The following is a 22239-nucleotide window of genomic DNA, read 5'->3' on the forward strand; positions in this document are numbered from 1 at the left end:
TCCTCCTCACCCTCTTCTTCCGCCTCCTCTTCCTCCTCACCCTCTTCTTCCGCCTCCTCTTCCTCCTCACCCTCTTCTTCCGCCTCCTCTTCCTCCTCACCCTCTTCTTCCGCCTCCTCTTCCTCCTCACCCTCTTCTTCCGCCTCCTCTTCCTCCTTCTCAGCTCCTTCTTCCTCCGTGGCGAACTCGACGCCGCATTTGGGGCATTTCGTGTCCTCCTCGCCAACAGTCGCTCCACATTCAGGGCACTCAAATTCATCTTCCTCAGCCATCGTTATCTTTTATGGAATGACATTGCTATAATATAAAAGTTACTTAAATTGACAATTTTCGCCCGACTGAGAGGAAAAAACTGGCTTCAGACCTTCATGGAGTCACCAGCGGCCTCACCAGTCGGTGGGTGGAGCAGCTCGCGCCTCAGCACCCCTCCCTCAAGGGCGTCAAGGACAATAGCTCCATCGCTCCCCTCGATGCACCAAACCGGGAGGTAGAGTAGGCCCCTGAACTCTAGCCGCACAGCCTCCGGCGAGGGCCTAACCGTTTTCTTCTCGTAAATCGTCACATTCTTCTTCTCTCTTTTCGTATGGATGACCCGAGTCGAGAGCTCGACCACGCGGTCCCGCGCTCTATCCTCTGCACGCGATTGCTCAATTGCGGGCTCGAGCCGGGGCACATCCTCGCTCATCGGGCTCAGGGGCTCCCGCCCCCTCCACTCGGATGCCTCTCCACTCATTCCGTTGACGAGAACCACGCCCGCGCTCCGGTGGCCCGGGAGGTCGGAGTTCTTTGCATCAACGGAGTAGCTGAAGCAGTAGTACGGCATGAAGCGGAGGTCGAATCGAAAAGCGCAGTCTAGAAGCTCTCCGGCCAGCCGCCGCGCCTCCTCGAGCGTGACCCTCGGCCTGACCATCGCCTCCCCCCCCGCCATCGTTATTGGAGGGGTCTCTGGAGAGGGTTCCCGGAATTCCTCCTCTCTCGCCCCTCTCCGCCCGAGAAGCGCTTCGAGCAGGCTGTCCTCGGGCAGCCTCGCCCTGCGGGTGTCGAGCTCCGCCACGATCACGCGCCCTGCCTCCTCTTCGACCCGGCCCCTGTCCCAGAGCTGGACACCCCTCTCCTCGGCCAGCCGCCGGGCGCCGGCGGAGAAGCAGCCAAGCGATATGACCACTGTCTTGCCCGGGCCGGTCTTTCCAGATATCAGCCGAGACAGCTCCTCCTCCCCGACCTCGCCCCCACTCTCGACAAGCTCCAGCCGGACCTCCATCCCGCCCCGGCATGCCCTCAGGGCCCGGAGCCCATTCTCGGCCTCAACATCGAAGCCGTGGTAGACGAATATCCGTCTCACCACCTCCGCGAGCTCGTGCGTTGAATCCCCCCTCCATCCTCCGCCGGAGCCTCCCCCAAGAGGGGCTCCGGCCTAGTGGCGCTGCCTCAGTCCTCCCTCACCCGCTCGAGTCTCATGGTCATCTCATTAGTCTCCGTCGCAATCTCGCCCATCCAGCTCTTCCTTTCTAAGGACTCGACAACGAGCCCCGTAAGGTTCCCCTCCGACACCACCCAGCTCGTCGCCGTGCCCGTGGCGTTGCCCGAGGCCGAGGAGTAGACCGTCACAATCTTCACCACCCCGCACTCGGAGCCCTCCACCACTCTCACCCCCTCCTCGGTCACCTCGAGCTGTAGACGGACACCGTACTTATTCACGCCCACGATTCTGTCTCCGACGGCGAGCTCCCGGGGCATCGGCCCGTGGAAGGTGAAGGCCTCGTCAAGATCCAGCGGCACCGGGTCGGGGTTGTAGACACCGTCGCCGTTCGAGTCCTCGTAGCGCTCTCCGGAAACGCTCTCATCGTCGAGCCACGTCCACTCGCCAGATGTGTCGTTCACGAGATACATATTCTGCTCGAACTGGATGTATATCGTGGTGTTGCTGTAGCGCTCCTCACACACCTGCCACGCGATGGTCTCGTTGAAGACCATCAGATGCACAACCCCGAAACCAGTGTCTAAGAAGCCATCCCCGGATACATTTGTTCTGGTCTTTATACAACGGTAGATTCTGCCGTTCCCGTTGGCGTGGTCCTCGATGCCGAGGGTCTCGACCGTGCATGTCAGATTGAAGAAGCCCTGATTGCCCCTCATTGACTGGTATATATAGGTCCGGTTGTCGTTGACCGTCCTCATCACCGATTCTCCGTAGAGGCGGGCCCTCTCGACCCCCGTCGAGTTCCACGAACTCATGTTCCCGCTGCCGGCCATCTCCATACTCGAGTTGAGCTCGGTCCCCCAGAAGAGGCTCCGGTCCATCCAGCCCACAATCACGCTCTCCCCCAACATAACGTTGCCTTCCTCGTCCACCTCCCTCGCCCACTGGGTCCCGTTGACGATCAACACCCTATACTTTGCCGAGGGGCCCCGGACCTGAATCTCGGCCCGGCTGGTAAGGTTCAGACACTCCTCATTCATCTCGCCAGTGGTCCTGTAACGGAGTTCCATTGTGTACTCGGCCGTGAGGTCCCGGCCCGGGAATGGGGAGTTCTCGTAGATGTGCAGTACCCGGCTCCCGACCGGCCTATCGAGATAAAGGACGGTGATGGTCAGTGTCCTCCCGACAACCGGCGCAACTGAGGGCCTTACCCTGTACTCAGTCGCTGAGATTGCGGTCACGTTCGGAGAAGCGTCGCGCTCGCCGGAATCATCGACGACCATGAATGAGAGATTGGTTGAATCGACAGGGGCCTCCAGCCTCACGATGTACCCGTAGTCGCTCTGGTTCCAGTCGATAAGGATGGAGGCCCTCGGCAGCGCGGCAACAGAGAGTGTCCCGTTTCGCGAGAGCTTTCCATCGCTCACGGTCGCGGTCACGTTGAACTCGCCCGGGGAGGAGAACGCATGCCTGACCACCATGCCCTCGGCCGAGCTCCCGTCGCCGAAGTCCCAGTGGACCGAGAGCGTGTCTCCGTCCTCGTCCGTGGAGGCGGAGGCGTTGAACTCGAGCTCATCGCCCAGAAAAGCGGCGGGGGCGGAGACCGTGAGCACGGGCATGGGGGGCCGGTTGGCCTGATAGACGATGATGGCCGCGACGCCGCTCGCCTGAGTCTTCCCGTCCGAGACCGTCAGGGTCACGTTGTAAATGCCGACCTTTGTGAAGATGTGCCTGACTACGGCCCCCTCCGCCTTGGAGTTGTCGCCGAAATCCCATCTGAAAACCATCGCGTCTCCGTCCGGGTCGCGGGTTTCGGTCGCATTGAACTCCACCTCCTCCTCGTTCGAAGCCGTGGAGGTGCTAGTCCTAAAGCTGACCACCGGCGGCCGGTTGGCCTGGGCCACGTGAATCGTGACCCTGTCGATTCCCCTTTTCCTCCCGTCGCTCACCTCGAGCGTTACAACGTACTTCCCCGGGAGAGCGTAGGCATGCCTTGTGAGGTTTCCGGAGGCGGTGGTGTTGTCGCCGAAGTCCCACTTGAATGTGAGTGGCTTTTTCTCGGGGTCGTAGCTTCCGCTCCCGTCGAAGACGACTTCCTGACCAGTCTCGTAGCTACCGTTCTCGACCGGCGAGCCGATTCTAGCGACGGGGGGCTTGTTCAGTGGCTGGGGCGGGCTCTCTAGACAAGCCGCCGATGCCGTGAGAATCAGCGCGGCGCTCATCAATGCTATCAGAATTCTGCGGCTTCCGGTGACCATTTTTACTCCTCCTCGTATTGACGTGAATCGGAGTGCTGTCTTAAAACCATTCCTGAACCATTCCTGAGCCGCCGCCCTCTGCACATCACCTGATGTGGTCCAGGGCAAAGGAGCCGATATTCAGCCCCTTCTTGGTGTAGGTGTATTGAATCCAAGCGCGGGACTGGACGTCTGTCAGGCCCTGCACGCTGAGGTAGGTCTTGACACCGTCTGTCTTGAATTCGATCGAGCCGTCCATCAGGTGGGCGAGGGTCTGTATCTCGGTCTCGCTGTGCATTCCTCTGTCCATCGTGTACATCGCCACGACCTTGGCGCGCTTCACCCGGCCCGTGGTCATCTGCAGGAATTTATAGGTCGAGGTTGGGTCGGAGTAGGTGACCAGTGTCGATATCGACCTCACCGCCATCCTGTAGGTCGTACTCTTCTCCCTGAACTGCTTCGAAAGCATCTCTATCGCCCGTGTTATCCCGGCGTAATCGGTCGGGGAGTCCACGTATATCGTGGCGGGGTCCTCCTCAGCGAGACCCATGCTCTTCGAGTAGACGTCTATATACCTGAGCAGGCCGAGCTTCTCGAACTCTTGGGTTCCGGGAACGATGGCGTTGAGCTCCTCCCTTATCTCCTGTGGGGAGATGTCGGTCGTCACGACGATCGCCGGAATCCCCTTCTGGAGGCCCTCGAGGAGGAATCGCGCAACGAGCACCTCCTTGCCGATGAACGGCGGCCCTATGCAGAGCACGTTCGACCCGAACGGAATTCCGCCCATTAGGAGGTCGTCGAGGCGGCTATTGCCCGTCTTGGCCTTCTCCGACGAGACCTCTAGCCTGAGGTCTTCCTCCCTAGCCTGAATCTCCTTCGATATCACTCTCGACTCCCTGAGGCGGAGCTCTTCCTCCTTCTTCCTTAGGTAGCTCTCCCTGCTCTTTATCTCCTCCTCCTTGTGCTTTATCTGCTCCTCCAGCGCCTCCAGCCTCTTCTTCAGCTCGCTCTCCTCGATGGTCGCCTGCTGCTTACGGGCCTCCTCGAGCTTCAGCATTTCTCTCTTCAGCAGCTCCTCCCTGTATCGGAGGTCCTCCTCTCTCCTGAGGAACTCCTGCTCCTTGTACTTGATGGGCTCGGTGAGCCTCTTGAGCTCCGCCTCCTTCGATGCAAGCTCATCTCTGAGGCGCTTGAGCTCGGCCTCGACGTTCTTTGGCACCCCGGCCGGGGGCGGGGCTCGTGCGTTCAGGGCCCTCTCGCGCGCCTGAAGCTCCTCCTCCTTCTGCTTGAGCTCCATCCTAAGCAAGTTGAGCTCCTCGGCCTTTAGCGCGAACTCCCTCTTGATGTCCGCCAGCATTCTTCCATCGCGAATCTTCTTCTGAATTTCGCCCTCCAGACCCTTGATTCTCTCGACCAGCGCCTTTTCCTTCTGCGTCAGTGCCTCCTCCTTGCGCCTGACCTCCTCCTCCCTCATCCGGAGCTCGGCCTCTAGCCTGCGCACAGCCTCTAGGTCCACATTACTTGTGGAGGCAACGCGCTCTATCTCCGCCCCAAGCGCCCTCTGGCGCGCCGCCAAGCTCTCCTCCTTCTTCCTCAGCTCCTCCTCTATCTGCAGCCTCTTTTGAATCTCATTCTCGAGCGCCTTCCGAATCGCCTTGAACTCCTCCTCCTGCTTCTTCTGCTGGAGGCTGGTGATGTACTTCATCATGGCGATGGAGCCCTTCTTCACATTTTCGAGCTCGGCCTTCAAGTCGTTCTGTTTGAGCTGCTCCTCCATCTTGGCCATGTAGTCCTTGAACTCAGCCTCCTTGGCCGCAAGCTGCTCCTCGGCTCGCTTGAGGGCCTCGGTCTTGACCTCGAGGCTCGTTTTGTAGCGGAGGACCTCGTTCTCTAGGTTTCGAATTCTCTCCTCGAGCTCCGGGGAGGGCTTCGCTAGGGCTGCGCTGGCCTTCCTGAGCTGCTCGGCATCAGCCTCGAGCTTCCTCCGCTGCTCGTTCAGCTCCATTATCTGGTGCTTGAGCCGGTTCTCCCTCTCGGTCAGCTCCTGTTCCCTCTTTGAGAGCTCCTCTGTGACCTCGTCGCGCCCCATCGTGAGCTTGCGGAGCTCCTTCCGGAGGGCATCGATCTCTCGCTCGTACTTGATTCTCTGGAGCGCGAGGGAGTTCTTCATCTTTGTCGCATAGTCACTCTTGATTCTGTTGAGCTCCTCTTCCTTCGCCTTGAGCTCCTCCTCCAGCGTGAGGCCATTCGCTCCGCCTCCCCGGTCCGTTCTCTGCCTGAGCTGCTGGAGCTCGTCCTCCGCCCTCTTCAGAGAGGCCGCGAGCTCCTGCCTCTGGCGGGTCTCGCTGTCCAGCGCGTGCTGGAGCTCCTCCACTCTGCCGTCCCTCTCAGTCCTGCCGGCCTGCAAAGACCTGCGCGACGCCGTGGCACGGATAAGAGACCCATGGCTATGCAGCACTGCTATATAGCGGCCGATTCCGTTGTGGTCGGGGGGGATTCCTGGAGCGTGGCCCTTCGTCCGAATTCGGGTGACTTTTCCGACCAACTTCCTCCCCTCGGGCCCGGGTTCCGCGCCGCCGGGCACGGCATCTCGATGTTTATTTTATGTACTATTTATAAATTTCGATTGGTGGCGGTGGCTGTCGAATCCCGAAATAACTTCCTCTCGGCAAATAAAGAGCCCTAAAACCATATCAATACATGCGGAAGCTCACAAAGAGAAAGTTCAGATGGCTCATCAGGGAGATGGAAAAGGGTAAGGCATCTACATATCAACTTACAAGAAAATTCAAGGTGCATAGGAAGCCCTGGGCATGAACTCAAATCAACGAGAGGGATTTAATTCAGGACTCCACAATTTGGGGCGAGCGGGGAGGGCGACCAGACTTCGCCCAGCGGCGCGGCCTGCCTCCCCTCTCAACTCCAGGTGTCTATTCCCTTGAGGGTCATGAATCTGCCACCCCGCAGCGCGTACATGCAGCGCGTTTTCTTCGAGCCTACACTCCCCCACAGCTCGAGCTGGCCAAGGAACTCATCGCCCTGGCTGACGTCCTTCAGCCTCACCACGGCGTCGGCGAGGCCTTCAAGCTCGCTGCCCGTCTTCTCTGGGACAACAATGAGATGAATTCTGCGGCGGCCCACGATCTCCTCCTTTAGAGCCCTGCAGAGCCCGGCCGGGCTCGTTCCGTATTTCTCCGCCAGCCTATCGATTCTGTCGACGATGGCCACGCCCCGCCTCCCTCCAGAAGCGTCGATGGAGCGGAAGAGGCGCTCGAGCTCCGGAACCTCTTTCTCGCCGAGCACCTTTTTCACGCCGCTCATGTCCGGCGGGGGGCTGGCCGGGCTTCTAGCGCGTTCTGCACCGGGGGTCGCGATTTCGCCTTCTCCGACCGCTTTTTCCAGGGCGGTATCGAGCTGAGACCCCGCGGAGAGCTCCTCAAGAATCTTGTCCAAGAGCTCTCTCGCGCTCTTCATCCTCGGCGGCTCCCCCACATCCTCCGGAGTCCCATTGGGCATTGAACCCGCGACGGCTGTAGCGCGCGCCTCCCCGGTCTCCTCCCGCTCGAGTGCATCCCTGACCCAGGGATGGGCCTCGAGCACCTCCTGCTCCAGCCTCTTTGTCAAAAGGATATGGCGCTCGCGTGGGGGCGCGATGCAGCCAGCGAGTCCGAGGACAAATATCGTTTTTCCAACCCGCGGCCTCCCTGACACGACTAGTAGCCTCGGCTCGCCGGATGAGAAAAAATCAAGAACGGCCTTCGGAAGCTCAGCGGCTTGTTCAGGAGGTTCGCCCCTCTCCCCTTCCATAAACGTCTCAATACCGAGAGGACGATATTAATTTTTGTGCGGCGTGAGTTCCAACATTGGTACCTCCATTTCCTATGGAAACGACAGCACTCGGCCTTCAGAGCAGATTCACTCCATAATTTACCGCATCAACCCTGCTTTATTGGAAGAGGCCGTTATGGGCTATAAAAAGGCGCGCAGGGGGGGACGGCACCATGCTTTGCGATGTCGTCCATCACCACAAACGTGAATGTGTCCAACCGTTTCCCGCCGGAATTGCGGGTTGTCCACTCCTCGGCCCACCATGAGACCACACGGATAGCTCACTTCTGCACTGGTCTGGCCACTCTCGGCTCCCCACCGTTCTCTACCGGTCTCGCCACCCTTGGGGCACCTTCGCCCTGCCCGGCTTGGGCGGGGGGCGGCGCGTTCTTGAGGGGGTGGTCACAGAGCGGACAGACCACCCAGTCCTCCTCTACTCTCTCGCCGCATTCCGGACAGAGTGCTGGGGCAGGGGGCGGCGCTGGCGCCCGCGCCTCGGCAGGCGCTGCCGTTTTCTCCTCCGGGACGGCCTCGGCCCCGGCCCTCTCCTCCATGTCCCTGACCAGCTTCTCGGCCTTGCGGAGGTACTGGGTCGCGATCTCCATGTTGCCGGACATCGCAAATGACTCTGAGAACTTCAGCATTTTCTGCGGCTCGGAGACCTTGAGCCCCTCCCCCCTGAGCTCCTCCAGCCTTGCCCTCAGGGCCCTGAGCCTCTCCTTCCACTCCTGCGGACTCAGGGGCCTGCCACCCTCTTTCAGGGCCTTCGCCGCTCCCCTAGCCTTCGACGCCGCCTCCATCGCCGGCTCCAGGTCCCCCTCCTCCAAGAACATCCGGGAGAGCTCGATGCTCTCCCTCACCCTCTCAAGCTCTGGCCACTCCTCCTCCCCCACCTCTTTTTCCAGTAGCGCGAGGAGTCTCCCGGCCTCCGCCTGCTCCTTCTCGACCGCTTCCCTCGTGAGCGTCACGGCCTTCCTTTCCCTCAGCTCCGCCAGAATCTTCCGAACCTTTTTCGAGTACTGCATGCCCGTGACGTAGTTCCCCTCTGCTAGGAAGGACATGGAGAGGCCGAAGAGCTTCTTGGCCTCCCTGACCTCGAGCCCGGCCTCCTCGGCGTCCTCGAGCATTCGCTGGGTTAGATTGATGAACTGGCGGGCCGTGTCCTCGTCCACCTCCGACTCCTTCCTCTCCTTCTGGTCCCTCGCAAGCCTCATCGTCTTTCTGGCGTACTGGGCCGCCATGTCTGGGTTCCCATCAGAGAGGAAGGACTCCGCTAGAGCGAGCATCCTGCTCGCACGGACCGTGTCCACCCCAACCTCCTCGAGCTCCTTTATCGCGTTCCTCGCCGCCGCGATCTCCGCCTCCGCTTCCTCTCTCGTTGCGGGAGGCGGCGGGGGGACATACTCCGTTCCCGGCACAACCGTTGGGGCCTGAGCGCGCGCCCTAGATCTTCTCGAGACCACCGCATATACCAGAAAGCCCGCGAGCGCGGCCGCTATGGCGACCACCGGGAGCGCGATGTAGAGGGCATTGACACCTGATGGCGGGGCCTCGACCCTCACGGTGAGCGCGGTGGTTGAGTTTTCAACCCCGTCGTCGGCGTAAAGGGTAACCGTGTACCTCCCCGGCTTTTTGTAGGAATGCTTGACCTCCGCCCCGTAGCCCCACGCCCCGTCGCCGAAGTCCCATGTGAACCGCATCGGGTCGCCGTCCTCGTCGCTGGAGCCCGCGGCCGTGAAAGCGATTTTCTGCCCCACCTCCGCGCGGCTCTTCGCACCGATTTGGGGCTGTGGCGCGCGGTTGATTCTGACAAAGACCCCCGGCTCAGTGTAGTCCGAGAAGGTCCCGGCGGCGTCTTTTGTCCTGTACCTGAACCTGTAGAACCTCCCCGGCTCTCCCTCGAACTCTAGCGGTGCCACTTGGCTAGGTGGCTCACCCCAGTCCCCCTGGCCGAACTCGGTCCAGGAAGTCCACTCGCCTGGGGCCCTCCCGATTACGGGCGCCGAGCGGAACTCGAGGTCCCCGTCGAGAATTCCGACGAGGTTTGGGTCGGAGGATGCGAGATTGAGGTGGATAAGGCGCTCGGCCTGCACCCCGCCCGTGTAGGTCACGGAGGCTGCGGGCGCTCTCAGACGGACGAGAATTCCGTCGGAGCTCTGGGGCTGCGACCAGAGACCCGCGCCGTTGAGCGCGCGGACCGTGAAATAGTATCTGGTTCCATTGAAAAGAAAGAGGCTGGTGGCGGTGACCTCGCTGCTCTCGGTCACCGTGGGAGGCAGGGTCAGGTTCTCGGAACTCCCCGGCGCGGTCCCTATCCAGTACTCGTACCTGACTATCCCGCTCTCCACGTCCGAGAAAGAAAATATCGCGTGGAGCCGTGTGTGCTCCTGGGTCACGTCGCCGTCGTCAACCACGCTCCCGGATGGGGGGGTCGCGTCAACCATTGTCTGCGTGTCCCCATTGCCCATCGGGAAGGTGCCCGTGTTCCCGGCCGCGTCCCTCGCCCTTACCTGGAAGTAGTAGGTCCTCCCCTGCGCGCCGGGGAACTCGGCCGAGGTGAGATTCGTGCCCGTGAGCCAGTCCTGCCACGGTGCGCTCTCCCGGTCCTTGAACTGAACGTCGAACGTGCCGGTGGGTGCGAGGCCGGAGCCGGGTTCCGGGTCGCTCCCGCTCCATCTGACTGTGAATCTGGTGGTGTTCTGGTATGAGGAGAGCTGCTCCACCCTCGCAACCGGAGGCCTTGTGTCAACGCGGAAAAAGCCCGGCTCCGATGGCGGGGACCAGACGCTCCCGTCCCACACATATGCCCTCCAGCTGTAGGGTCCATCGGACTGGAGCCTGTCGAAGTGGCTCAGCTGGAATGTGGCGGGCTCCCCCGGCCTGTAGGCGCTCTTGTCCCACCCATCGTTTGTCACCACCTGGCTGTGGACCTTGAATGTGGTGAAATTGTCCGTGGAAATCTCGATCTTGAATTGGAGCTCGGTCGTGTCGCTGTCGTTGGCCAGGAGGCGGAAGGCGGGGGTGAGGGTGGTTACGAATTCTCCCCCGACGGGGCCCAGGAGCACCGGCCTCTCAGGAGCCAAGTCGTAACTCACGCTTAGGTTCGTGAGGCGGAGGGTACCTAGAGAGCCCGAGCGCACCACAATCGGAATTCTCACGAGCCCGTCCCCGCCCGGGGAGACGGTGTGGAGGGTGGCGTTGACCCTCTCGGTGAAGTCGATGATCGCGGGGCGCGGGTCCGGGCCGAAGGGCCCAGACCAGCTCCATATCGGCCGGCCCACATCGCCGATGTCCAGCGATGGGTCCACGGGATAACTAGACATAATGTAATGGATAGTCATGTTCTCTAGGCGTGGACTCCGATCTAGAAATATCGTGCTCATCGCCACCTTGTAGCCCAGAATGTGCCCTGGCTCCGCAAATGTCGCGGGGTGGCCGTTCACGGCTCGTGTCCAGCTCATTCCGCCGTCGTTCGTCACCTCGACCGAGAGGCTCTGGTTTGTGCCCGTGAGGGTGGCGAGCCAAGAGGGCGTGAGTTCGGAGACCTCGTAGGGGAGCTCGACGGTTCTAGATACATAGATGCCGTTCGTGTCAGCAGAGAATTGCTGAGTGAAGACGCCGATGTTCCCACTGATTTGGTTGGCGACGCCGAGGTCGAGCTTCCCATCTCCGTCCAAGTCCCCCGACGCGATCATCGCAGGTCGGTTGCCAGTGGAGAGGCTCGTCGGGCCCAGAAACGCCCCCTCCCTCGTCTGGTTCAGGAGGCTGAGGGTGCTCGAGCCGGAGTAGTGGCTCACGGCTAGATCCCTCAGGCCATCGCTGTCGTAGTCCCCAACCTCGACGTCCACTCCAAGGCTGGAGACGGAGAGCACCTTCCTCGGAGCGAGCTCTCCGGAGGCAGTCTGATAGAATATATTGAGGGAGTTGGCGTTCCAGCACGCCACAACGACATCATTTCTTCCGTCGTGGTTGATGTCCGCGACCCTGAGACCGTGGGGGTAGGAATCGGTGGAATAGCGCACGGGCGTTGCGCGCAAGGTTCCGTCGGGCTGCTGGAGGTGGATATGGAGCTCCGTGTCCGTGGAGGCGACGCAGCAGAGGTCGTTCCTGCCGTCGTGGTTCACATCGCCGATCGCAACCCCTCTGGCGCCTGCGCAGGTGAGGTTTAGCTGTGTGTCGAACTCCCCCGTCGACGGGTTCTGCATCAGGACGACCACAACATTGGGCTCGTCGAGGTTCGTGACCACGCCGGAGACGGCGATGTCGGGACGGCCGTCCGAGTTCAGGTCGCCAGCGTCCACGATGTATAGGCCCCCAGTCGAGAGGTTCACGGGGCACCTGACCGGCGATCCGGTGAAGTCGCCGTTCGATGTCTGGTAGAGAATCACAATCTCGTTGGAGCCCTGGCTCGCTCCTATGATGTCGGTCCTCCCGTCCAAGTTGAGATCGCATGTGGTCAGGCCGAGCGGGGTGGACAGGGAGTAGCTCCTCTGCGCCTGGAGCCTGCCATCCTGCCCCTGCAAGAAGACGCCGACTGTGTTGCTCCCGGCATTTCCGACAACAGCGTCCTCGAGCCCGTCGGCGTTGAGGTCGGCGATGTCGAGTCCGATGGGGGCGGAGCTGGCCGCGTAGGAGACCATTTGGTTGAGCTTCGCGGGGGGCGTGGGCCTCATCAGCAGCACGCCTAGGGTTCCGTCGCCGGAGCTCGCGACCGCGATATCGCACTTCCCGTCCAGGTTGAGGTCCGCGATTGTTGAGAAGGAGGGGGAGCTGCCTGTTCTGTAGTCGTCAGGAGGCGCTAGCAGGCCCTCGCTCTGCTGGAGGAGAACGACGGTGCGGTTGGAGGCTGGGCATGCAGCCACGACGTCGCTCCTCCCATCATAGCTAACATCGCCGCACGCGACGGAAGCGGGTGCGCTATCCAGAGGTACCGCGGTTCTCGGGCCTAAGCTGCCGTTGGAGGACTGGAGCAGGAGGCCGATGGAGCTCGAGTTCTGCTCGGCCACTACCACGTCCTTTCTGCTATCCCGGTTCAGGTCCCCAATCGCGATGCAGACCGGCCCCGCGCCGACCTCGTATATTGAATCCCTAACAAGGAACTCGGATGGGTCCTGCCTGAAAACGACCAATGTGCTATCGCCCCTGCAGACAACAACCGCTTCGTCCTTGCCGTCGAGGTTCACATCGCCGGCCGCAACCGCCCATGGCGCAGAGCCGGCCTGGATCACGGCCTTTCTCTCGAGCAGCCCCGGGGGGCTCTGGAGGAAGAGCGAGATGGTCCCGTCGTTCGAGTTCACGACCACGACGTCCTTTCTCCCGTCCCGGTTGAAGTCGCCGATAGCGAGGCCCCGGGCGCCGCCGCCGGAAACATACCTCGTCGCTGAGCCCAGGGAGCCGTCGCTGGCCTGATAGAGAACCTCGAGGGTCCCAGAACCCGCGCAGGCGACGGCAAGGTCCTCCCTGCTATCGCCGTTGAGATCCCCGATGGCCGCGGCCGCGAGTCCTGGACCGAAATTATAGGTGAGCTGGGCCTCCAGAGTCCGAAAGGTCCTATTCTGCCGCAAGACGCTGACTGTGTCCGAGCCCGAGTTGACGACGGCAACATCGGTCAGGCCATCGGAGTTGAGGTCCCCGGTGGCGATATAAGAGGGCCTGCTGCCCGTGTTGTACCATTTGGTGGATAAGAATGGCCTGAGGAGAAGGCTGCCGTTGTGGACCGTGATGTTCGTCGCGTTGCCGGCAAGGAAGTCCTCCGTGGTGTCGTCAACAAAGCAGCCCATTGTCCCTAGCATGTGGCCCCAGAGCTGGACTGTCGCTCGCTTCATTATGGCCCTAGCGGGGATGGAGATGGAAGCGCTGGCGTTGCTGCCGGCTTCATAGAAGTGCATCACCACCTCCGTGCTGCCGTCATCGAAGCTTGTGAGGGTTGTGTAAAGAGCCCTGCCTCCAGTCCCGCTGGAGATGCCCACCGGAGGCAGTGTGGGAGCACAGAGGAGGAGTGCAAGCGCCGCACAGAGAAAGAGCCGTAGGCTCATTCCATCAACCCGTATAATTATCAATTGTGTAATATATATACATTATCGGAACCGGCAAGAGTTAATATAAGAATTCCAACGAGTCACTGCCCTCCCGCTGGCTTCTTTATTCCCCGAAGTTGGGAAGAGAAAATTGGATGAAAATGGCTAAGCGTGCTTGCCAGACTCCGTTCGGCTCGCAGCCTCGGCCGTATCCGGCCTCGGCTGTTGTGCCCGACGCTCGTCCTCGCGGTCTGTCCGCTCGGTCAGGCACATTGACCGATAACGAATAACCCTGCTCCGAACACGAGTCTTTCCTGCCCATCAGTTTCATTTCGAGCCTCTTCATCACCCATCTTCATCCGAAAGAAATTTGAACAGGCAGATTATTATGGCGCGCTGCAGCGGCGGTGACCCGTAGACCCGTGGGCTCATGGTCTAGTTGGTATGACACCTCCCTGACACGGAGGAGATCTCCGGTTCAAATCCGGATGGGCCCACTATCCCATTTTACCGACTCACGAAATCCGGATTTGAACCCCGGTTCATCGAGGATTTGGTGGCTGGATTGGGAAGACCAAATCCGAGAGAGGGAGACATGTGCGGCGTGGGCAGATGTCTCCCGGAAATCCGGATGGGCCAACTCACACTTGTCTCAGCACCACCAGAAGCCCCCGCCCTTCCGGCACAGGTTTATCAGGTCGGGGAAGTCAATATGCGGCTCCCAGTAAGGGTCGGAGATGACCCCCACCATCTCGTCCCTCAGCTACTTCGGCGGCTTCGGGAGACCGATATCCCTCGCAATGGACAGGACCAACGCCTCCAGCTTCTTTTTCGAAACCGGGGCTCTGTGCTCAATGTAAGGGCGCAGGTCGTCTTTCCTGAGACGCTCATAGAGACTCTCAAGTCTATCAGCCAGCCGAAGGGCGTCAGCTTTTTTCACGTATCCGTAATTCTTTTCAATCGCTTCCAGAACGCTCCCGCCGGCGCCCGTGAACAGCATAAAGCACGCGATCATGTCCCCACCTCCAGCGGTAAAGTGAATGCCGTAACGCCTCATCTTCTTCAATCTCGGTACAAGGTCAACGCCCATAATTGCCACCCTTTTTCAATGATTAAATTCTGCTGATATATTTTTTTGAAGTCTTTTCTTGCCGGGTACATTTAAAAGACTTAAGCGGTCGAAGAGAGCGCGGTTGGCATGGCCCCCATCCTGCGGGCGTTCTGTTAGAAGACTTCGTCCCAGTTGGCCCTGCACAAAGGGCCTGTCCAACGCCTTCTCCTTCCTCTCACTCATTCTGTCACCCCAGATTGCCCGGGATGCTGACGATGCCCAGGGCTTTTTCAAAATAATATTTGTACCAACACACCTATTTAACTTATATAACGTTATGAAAGTTATTGTTTTTTTTAATATTAAAATATTTCTTTTTTTATTTGCGCGATTCATAGTCTCTTTTTATGCTATGACTGCCAGCACCGCCGATTCCACTGTGCCTGAGAATTCAATCTCTACCAATCCGGAAGGGATTTGTTCGAAAGTTCGCCGGACCACCCAACCAGAAATTCCACACGCGCCGGTAGAGACCGGCCGGGGCTTGGTCTGTTGCATCAGGAGAGAGCTTCCGGCGGCGAGCCCGTATCGCGGTTACCATGGTGATGGCGAGGGAGGCTGCGGCCGCGCCCGGGCCCGGAATGAATTTTCCGGGGGCGCCGGTCCCGGGCGCCGGCCTGACAAAGATGGTGGTGGTGTTTCCGGCTGTCAGGTTTCCGGCGTCCCGGACGCTCAGCGTGACATTGTAGCTCCCGGGCCTCGCGTATGCGTGGCTGGCTGTCATCGAGGGCGACCAGTCCGTGGCGTTTCCGTCGCCCCAGTCGAACCTGTACTCAAGTGTCTCGCCGTCGGGGTCCGAGGAGCCCGAGGCGTCGGCCGTGACGGCCTGACCGGCCCTCACTCTCACTGCGGAGAGCGAGAGGGAGGCGACGGGCGCCCGGTTCCCGGGCCGGGGGGGCCCGCCGGTGATATTGAACGCAACAGCGGCGCAGGCCCCGCCGTACTCCGCTCTGTCGCGCACCATCACGACGCACTCATAACTCCCTTTTTCGTAGATGTGGGTGGCGAGGGGCGAGGAGGTCCAGCCCCATGAGCTCCCGTCGCCGAAGAGGAAGAAAAACTCGAGCGGGTCTCCGTCCGGGTCCGAGGAGCCGGAGGCGTTGAAGAGCACCGTGGAGGCGTCAACGAGCTCAAAGCTCAGGACGGCCGACGGGGGGCGATTGGACGGGTCGGGGCTCACGCTCAGCTCGAGCTGGCGGACGACCGTCCAGTTTCCGTCGGAGGCGATGCAGGTCACGGTCCGGTTCCACGCGCCCCTGAATGAGGCCGTGACCGACAGGCCGGAGGCGTCGAGGCCCACCCCGTCCCGCAGGTCGAGGTCCCACCACACGTCGACGCGGTCCCCATTCGGGTCGGTGGCGGCGGCGCTCAGCGAGACACTCTCGCCCTCGAGCAGCGCGATTCTGGACGCATTTATGACCAGCCCAGGCGGGCTCCCGCTGCGCGGAGTGGAGCGCATCATGAGCCTTCCGAGCTCCTGCTGATGGAAGACCGTGCCGTCCTCCGCAACGAGGGAGAGAATTGTGAGGACCATGTCATCGGATGGGACCGTCAGGTCCATTACTTTTTTCGTTCCCCCTCTTTCTCCCGGCGCCACCGGAATCACCTTTCTCAGCACAATGCTGGACGGAAATGTTGAGAGGGTGCCGTTCAGGGACACCAGGTCCACGACGATGCTGAAGCCCGCGCTGTTCCCGCTGTTGTTGACGTCGATGCCGACGCTGATGTTCCCCGTCAGGCTCTCCCCGTCTGTTCCGATACCCGTCAGTGAAACATTCACAAGAGGGAAATGGACGATTCCCCTGACGGGGGGCCATACTGTATAGTCATGTGATTGTGATTCTTCAGGGGCCGGAGGGAACAGGAGCTCAAAAAGCCTCACCCAGCCGTAGTCGTGAGGAAATGTGGTCCTCAGGTACTCATCCCTCAGCTTCTGATAGGTCGAGTTGCGTATGGCCAGAAAGATGTTCACGCAGCCGAACCCCAGCTGTTTATAATCCCCCTCGAGATGCCTGTCGAGGAACATCGCATCCATTGCCGAAACCGTATCATCAATCGAGGCCACAACGCTCGCGTACCTGCCCGCATCCGGGAGGGAAAGAATATCTCTCCGGATCTGCGTCAACAGGGATCTCAGGTCTGCGGCGTAATAATCCACCTTCCACGCGAGGGTGACCCTCTGGAACAATATGCCCCCCAGCGCGTCCCAGTTCTCAATAAACCTGTCGCAGAATCTGTTCAGGGCGGCCAGAAACGGAACCGCCATTTCTGTCCTGACAGTGCCCATCGGATAGTTGAGATGGTCGCTCTCCCTGAAGCCGTTCATGACATCCCTGCAGGCCTGCTCCGGAGTCGGGGGGTAGTGCGAGAAGAAGCGCCTCAGGCCCTCCGGGGTGAGAATCTCGGAGCTGGCGTAGATCACCGTCTCGCTCCCCACGACGTAGTTCACATCGTCCAGAATTCTCCAGTAGACCTCCGCCGACGACATCAGGCACGCGTCGAAGAGAAGAATCTGCGGCTTCCGGGCGTGGCTCCTGAACTCCCTGAGGCACTGCTCGAGCTCGAGGGGGTCAATGTGGCTGTCGAGGGGGCCCTCCCAGCACACGCCCCTCCAGTCGCCCCCGTGGTCCCAGATGACGATAAAGTAGTTCTCGGCGGGCGCGTAGTCAGCGCCCCACTTCAGGAAGTCCAGGAGCGTCTCCGGTGAGCTCATGTCAAGCTCCGGGAGCGTGGCCAGCAGCTGCAGATTGAGGTTGCGCTCGTCCGTGTCCCTTCTGAGTCTGTACCGGTAGGTTTCGCCCCACACACCACTTTTTTCCACCAGATACTGGCACTGGCCATCGGGCCCGCCCGTCTCCAGTCTGTTCAGGGACCGGTTGGCGCAGCCCCTGAGGTCGTTGTCATCGGCCATATAATGCAGAAAGGTCCAGCCCCCGCGCTGTGTTATCACACGGATAACGACCGGTCCGGCGAACTCGTGATATATGTAACCTCCATACTCCGAGTAGACTGTGGCCTGAAGATAGTACCGTGATACGGTCGGCGGGTCCGGAATCGTCAGGAGCTCAATCGGCCCGGAACTCCAGTCGAGCCCGGGAAGAATCGAGAGCCCTTGCCCGACGGTGCGGTTGTGAATCACCGAGCCCCCCTCCGTCCAGAGCCTCAACCGCACCGACACGGGGGTAATGAACTCCCAGGACCTGCTCGGCGGGAGACGCAGGCTCAGGTTGACCACGAGCCTCTCCCCGGGCACGAGCTGTGACCCCTCGGAGGAATAGACCAGCTCGGCCGTCCAACCGACGGCGTATGGGGCAACCTGAAAGGTCAGGTTGGCCCGGGCGCTCTCGGAACCGTATGTCGCCGTGACGGAGACCGTCACCGGACCCGCCCAGAGCGAGCCGCTGGAGTTGGAGGCCGTGTAATGTATCCTGGCGCGGCCGTCGGAATCCGTCACAGTGCTGGATGCCGACCTCCACCCCTGCGACGCAAGCCACGTCACGGTGGCGTTCGGGACCGGCTGGCCGCCCCTGCGCACCGTGGCGGTGAGGTTCGAGCTCCCCCAGCAGGGCAGGGGGTCCCTGTCCGTCTCGATGGACACGGTCAATTGGGCGATCTCCGCGACCACCTGTATGGTTTTGGAACCGGTCACAGGCGGGCCGGTCTCGGGCTGGACCCTCACCCGGAGCACCACCTCGCCCGTCTGGGACGCCGGCGGGCGATAGTCGAACCACCCCGTCCCGGCGTCATTTGTAATCCTCTGCTGGTCCACGACCTCGCCGAGAGCGGGCGCCTCCACGAATATCGATGCGCCGGCGATTGGCGAAGACCCGTTTGTTGCGCGGATGGTGTAGCGGACCGCCGGGCCGCCGGACCGGACCTGGTCCGGGCCGTCAATTCCCACCCGCGCCACCGTCCTCACCCAGACCATTGCGAAGCCGCTCGTGTAGGGGGGGAGGTCGTAGATCGCGGTGGCGTTGATTCTGACCGACCTCGCCTCGGAAATGCCGAGCGGGGCGGTGTAGACGAAGTTGGCCACGCCCTGCGAGCCTGTCTGTGCGCTGGTGCGGTCGAAGGTGCCCAGCTCGGCCTCGACGTTCACCGTGGCCCCGGCGACCCTCACGCCTGAATCGTTGTAGACGGTCACATAAACGACCGTCGAGGCGCCCTCGTCGAGATTTGTGCTGCCGACGTCGACCACAACCCTCGGGCCCAGATAGACCCCGCCGGATGGCGGGCCAATGGCCGGCGCGAGCATGAGCAGGGCCGCGACCATTACCTCCACCAAGCGCCTTCGCATCCATTTCACCCTTTGGCCTGTCAATATGTCGTGTAGGCTCTTAACGATTGCCCCGGACCGCTTCACAGCCTCAGTGCCCTCGCTGGCTCGTCCCGCAGCTCGGAGGGGCGGGGTCTGGGTAAAAAGCCGGCTAGAGCTTTTTGTGGCAGAACCACCAGTCGTAGCACTTGTATTTCTTGGGCCTCTCCTCCGCGTCCTTGACGTTGTTCGCCGGAGGGACAATGACCTCGTCGCCTATGAGCTCGTTGTTCGGCCAGTTCGCAGGCATTGCCACGCCGTACTTATCAGAAATTGCGAAGGCCTTCATTATGCGCAGAATCTCGTCGAAGTTCCGGCCGATCTCCGCCGGGTAGTAGAGCATCAGGCGAATCGTGCCCTCGGGGTCCACGAAGAAGACCGCGCGCACGGTGGCGGTCCTGTTCGGGTTGAACATCCCGAGCGCCTCCGAGACCTTTCCGGCGGAGTCGGCTATCACCGGGAATGGTATCTCCACCTTCAGGTTCTCCTTTATCCACTCGACCCACTTTATGTGCGAGAATACCTGGTCCACCGAGAGTCCGAGGAGCTCGCAGTTGAGCTTCTTGAACTCCTCGAAGCGCTTCGCGAAGGCCACGAACTCAGTGGTGCACACGGGCGTGAAGTCCGCGGGGTGGCTGAAGAGTATCAGCCACTTCCCCTTGTAGTCGTCAGGTATGGTCTTCCTGCCCATGGTCGTGTGCACCTCAAGCCTCGGCATCTTGTCCCCGATGAGAGGCATTCCCCTCTTTCCCTCTTCCGTCATCTTTTCACCACCAGAGAAAGGACTGGACGACTCTGCAGGCCACAACGCTGGCCCCCCATCCCTATCTTCCGTGGTCCCAATCGCCCTTACCCTATTTGAACTCTTACCAGCTGGTGCCCATGCTCCTTCCAATCCTCCTTCTGGCCCTTCCTCCCTCCTGTGCCGTCTCCTACCATGTGAAGCATTATTGTGCCGCTCCAAAAGTTAATCCCACCGGAGGCGATGCCCGGTCCGCAATGGACCGGCACCTCAGAATGGTCGCGACGCTCTCGGCCTTCGTCTTTCTGGTGATGATGGGCTACACCCTGATATCGCCTATCCTGCCTCTCTACGCCCTGGAGTTCGGCGCGAGCGTCACGGGCGTGAGCCTCCTGATATCCGCCTTCGCCGTCGCCCGGCTCAGCCTTGACATCCCGGCCGGCCTCCTCGGCTCGCGCTACCACCCCAAGTCCCTGATGCTGTTCGGTCTCGCCCTCATCAGCGCATCATCCGTCGTCTGCGCCCTCGCGCCGAACTATCTAATCCTTCTCGCGGGAAGAATTCTCGAGGGGGCCGGCTCGGCCTTCTACACCACCATGTCCACAACCCTCCTCGCCATGTCCGTGCCTCAGGAGAGCCGGGGGAGGTACATGAGCGTCTTCACCGCCATGCTGCTCCTCGGCGGAATCACGGGGCCGGGCGTCGGAGGCCTGACCGCGGCCGCCCTCGGCCTGAGGGCTCCGTTCCTGCTCTACGCTCTGGTCACCGCCGTCGGTTTCCTCCTCGTGCTCCTCCTCGTCGAGAGGACGGAGGTGCCCCGGGCGAGGGAGGCCCTAGCCCTCGCCGACATAAGAAATGTGATGGGGGACCGCTCCGTGCTGCTGGTCAATCTCGCGACCTTCTCCCTCTTCTTCACGCGGGCGGGCGTCACCAGCACCCTCGTCCCCCTCTTCGCCTACAAGAACCTCGGAATGAGCGAGGCTGCCCTCGGCGGCGTTCTCACCCTGACCGCGCTCGCGACCTTCACCACCATGACCCCGTCCGGAACCTACACCGACAGGCACGGCCGGAAGCCCTCGATGATGGCCTGCCTTCTTCTGACGGCACTGCTGGGGGCGATGATTCCTTTCACGAGGGGAGTGGGCTCCTTCGCACTGGTGATGCTCGGCTATGGCCTGACGCTGGGCCTCTCCGGGCCCATGGCCGCCTGGATTACGGACCTCGTTCCTCGTGAGAGGCTGCCTGCGGCGATGGGCTTCTTCAGGACCTTCAACGACGCGGGCTTCGTCGCCGGGCCGCTGGTTCTAGGCGCCGCGGCAGAGCTTTCAGACGGGCCGGAAATCGGACCCCTGCCCTTCGCCGTGGCGGCGGTTTATCTCGTTCTCGTGGCCCTACTCCTCACGCGCGCCCGGGACCCCGCGCGTGATGGGGGCCGGAGCCGCGCCCCCGTTCCCGCCCACCCCACCCTCCACCAATAAGTTAATTTCCTTCACGGCTCTGGGCTGGACCCGTGAGACTGAAGGCGCCTGAAACTGAGGGCACACCCCGACCTCACAGGCATCGCCGGTGGGGGAGGATGAGAATCGGATACCCCTGCATCAACCTCTCCATCGGCTGCACACCAGCCTCTGGCTTCAGGCTGGCGCACTACTCGGAGCGGAGGCTCCTGAGCACCGTCGCCTCCAACCTCTCCTGCCTTCGAAAAATCCTCGTGTGGAACGCCGAGCGCGGCCTCCTGTTCTTCAGGATAAGCTCCGACACCGTCCCCTTCGCCTCCCACAAAGTGTGCGACGTGAGGTGGTGGAGGGTCTTCGGGAGCGAGCTGCGCGAGCTGGGCGACTTCATCCGGAAAAAATGTATGCGCATCTCCATGCACCCCGACCAGTTCGTGCTCTTGAACTCCCCGAGGCCGTCGGTCGTGAGAAGCAGCGTCGCGGAGCTCGTTTACCACGCCCGGCTTCTTGACGCGATGGGACTCGGTGAGGACGCAAAGGTCCAGATTCACGCCGGCGGTCTCTACGGCGACAGGGAGGGAGCGCTGCGGAGGTTTGCGGAGGTCCACCTCGGGCTCCCGGAGGAGGTCAGGCGCAGACTCGCCGTCGAGAACGACGACAGGCTCTTCGGAATTCAGGATGTCATGGAGCTGCACAGGAGAACGGGGGCCCCGGTGGTCTTCGACGCCCTCCACCACGAGACGATGGAGAGAAGGAGGGGACGAGATGGGGAGCCGCGCGCGGCGCTAGCGCTCGCCACCGCGACATGGACGGGGGCCGACGGGCCGCCGATGGTTGACTACAGCAGCCAGGAGCCGGGGGCGCGGCCCGGCGCGCACGCCCGGACCCTTGACGCAGCGCACTTCTCCGCTTTTCTCAGGAGCACAGTGGGCATGGGGTATGACCTGATGCTCGAGATAAAGGACAAGGAGAGGAGCGCGTTCAGGGCGCTCGGGCTGCTCGGGGCCCGGCGCCGTAACCTGCCCTTGAGGTCTACACTGTCCACCGCGCTCACGCGCGGAGCCTCCCATCCCCTTCTCAAAAACATTAAATCAACACACGATGTTATGTGAGCA

Annotated in this window: 11 protein-coding genes and 1 tRNA gene; 3 read left to right on the plus strand and 9 right to left on the minus strand. The window is 61.4% G+C overall.

All coding sequences use genetic code 11. The features are described 5' to 3' along the window. From QW379_07775 to QW379_07800, 6 genes are all read right to left on the minus strand, one after another. Nucleotides 1-272: zinc ribbon domain-containing protein (locus QW379_07775; GenBank protein MEM2870298.1), on the minus strand; the 272-nt coding region annotated here is incomplete at its 3' end. 86 nt (nucleotides 273-358) lie between these two features. After that, nucleotides 359-1342 (minus strand): hypothetical protein, encoded by a 984-nt coding sequence (locus QW379_07780; protein MEM2870299.1) that lies wholly within the window; start codon nucleotides 1340-1342, stop codon nucleotides 359-361. 86 nt (nucleotides 1343-1428) lie between these two features. After that, on the minus strand, nucleotides 1429-3678 hold the full coding sequence (locus QW379_07785; protein MEM2870300.1) for a PKD domain-containing protein: 2250 nt from the start codon (nucleotides 3676-3678) through the stop codon (nucleotides 1429-1431). Nucleotides 3679-3763: 85 nt separating this feature from the next. Beyond that, complete coding sequence (locus tag QW379_07790) at nucleotides 3764-6241, minus strand: ATPase domain-containing protein (GenBank protein ID MEM2870301.1); 2478 nt, start codon at nucleotides 6239-6241, stop codon at nucleotides 3764-3766. A gap of 332 nt (nucleotides 6242-6573) precedes the next feature. After that, complete coding sequence (locus QW379_07795; protein MEM2870302.1) at nucleotides 6574-7464, minus strand: hypothetical protein; 891 nt, start codon at nucleotides 7462-7464, stop codon at nucleotides 6574-6576. A gap of 302 nt (nucleotides 7465-7766) precedes the next feature. Then, the gene (locus tag QW379_07800) at nucleotides 7767-13544 is read right to left on the minus strand and encodes an FG-GAP-like repeat-containing protein (GenBank protein MEM2870303.1); all 5778 of its coding nucleotides are present in this window, start codon (nucleotides 13542-13544) and stop codon (nucleotides 7767-7769) included. Nucleotides 13545-13926: 382 nt separating this feature from the next. Here QW379_07800 and QW379_07805 point away from each other — a divergent pair. Beyond that, nucleotides 13927-13999: transfer RNA gene (locus QW379_07805), tRNA-Val, on the plus strand. A 266-nt stretch (nucleotides 14000-14265) separates the two neighbouring features. On the opposite strand, the gene QW379_07810 is transcribed toward QW379_07805, so the two are convergent. The 3 genes from QW379_07810 to QW379_07820 all read right to left on the minus strand — a co-directional run bounded on the left by QW379_07810 (nucleotide 14266) and on the right by QW379_07820 (nucleotide 19691). Beyond that, on the minus strand, nucleotides 14266-14601 hold the full coding sequence (locus tag QW379_07810; GenBank protein MEM2870304.1) for a hypothetical protein: 336 nt from the start codon (nucleotides 14599-14601) through the stop codon (nucleotides 14266-14268). A 403-nt stretch (nucleotides 14602-15004) separates the two neighbouring features. Then, a complete protein-coding gene (locus QW379_07815) occupies nucleotides 15005-18910 on the minus strand; it encodes a PKD domain-containing protein (GenBank protein ID MEM2870305.1) in 3906 nt (1301 codons plus the stop codon). Nucleotides 18911-19040: 130 nt separating this feature from the next. Beyond that, nucleotides 19041-19691, minus strand: a complete 651-nt coding sequence (locus tag QW379_07820; protein ID MEM2870306.1) for a peroxiredoxin — start codon at nucleotides 19689-19691, stop codon at nucleotides 19041-19043. Between the two features lie 236 nt (nucleotides 19692-19927). Here QW379_07820 and QW379_07825 point away from each other — a divergent pair, with 236 nt between their 5' ends. Together QW379_07825 and uvsE are read left to right on the plus strand one after the other, a co-directional pair. Then, nucleotides 19928-21148, plus strand: coding sequence for an MFS transporter (locus QW379_07825; GenBank protein MEM2870307.1), 1221 nt, complete (start codon nucleotides 19928-19930; stop codon nucleotides 21146-21148). A gap of 32 nt (nucleotides 21149-21180) precedes the next feature. Continuing rightward, nucleotides 21181-22236 carry a UV DNA damage repair endonuclease UvsE gene (uvsE, locus tag QW379_07830; GenBank protein MEM2870308.1) on the plus strand — a complete coding sequence of 352 codons (1056 nt, stop codon included), beginning with the start codon at nucleotides 21181-21183 and terminating at the stop codon, nucleotides 22234-22236. Nucleotides 22237-22239: the final 3 nt, after the last annotated feature.

This window comes from Thermoplasmata archaeon (genome assembly GCA_038851035.1).
Taxonomy (GTDB): Archaea; Thermoplasmatota; DTKX01; order VGTL01; family VGTL01; genus JAWCLH01.

Coding starts and splice junctions, on each gene's coding strand:
- QW379_07825 (MEM2870307.1), top strand. CDS start 19,928: ATGGACCGGCACCTCAGAATGGTCGCGACGCTCTCGGCCTTCGTCTTT.
- QW379_07795 (MEM2870302.1), bottom strand. CDS start 7,464: ATGGAAGGGGAGAGGGGCGAACCTCCTGAACAAGCCGCTGAGCTTCCG.
- QW379_07815 (MEM2870305.1), bottom strand. CDS start 18,910: ATGCGAAGGCGCTTGGTGGAGGTAATGGTCGCGGCCCTGCTCATGCTC.
- QW379_07820 (MEM2870306.1), bottom strand. CDS start 19,691: ATGACGGAAGAGGGAAAGAGGGGAATGCCTCTCATCGGGGACAAGATG.
- QW379_07785 (MEM2870300.1), bottom strand. CDS start 3,678: ATGGTCACCGGAAGCCGCAGAATTCTGATAGCATTGATGAGCGCCGCG.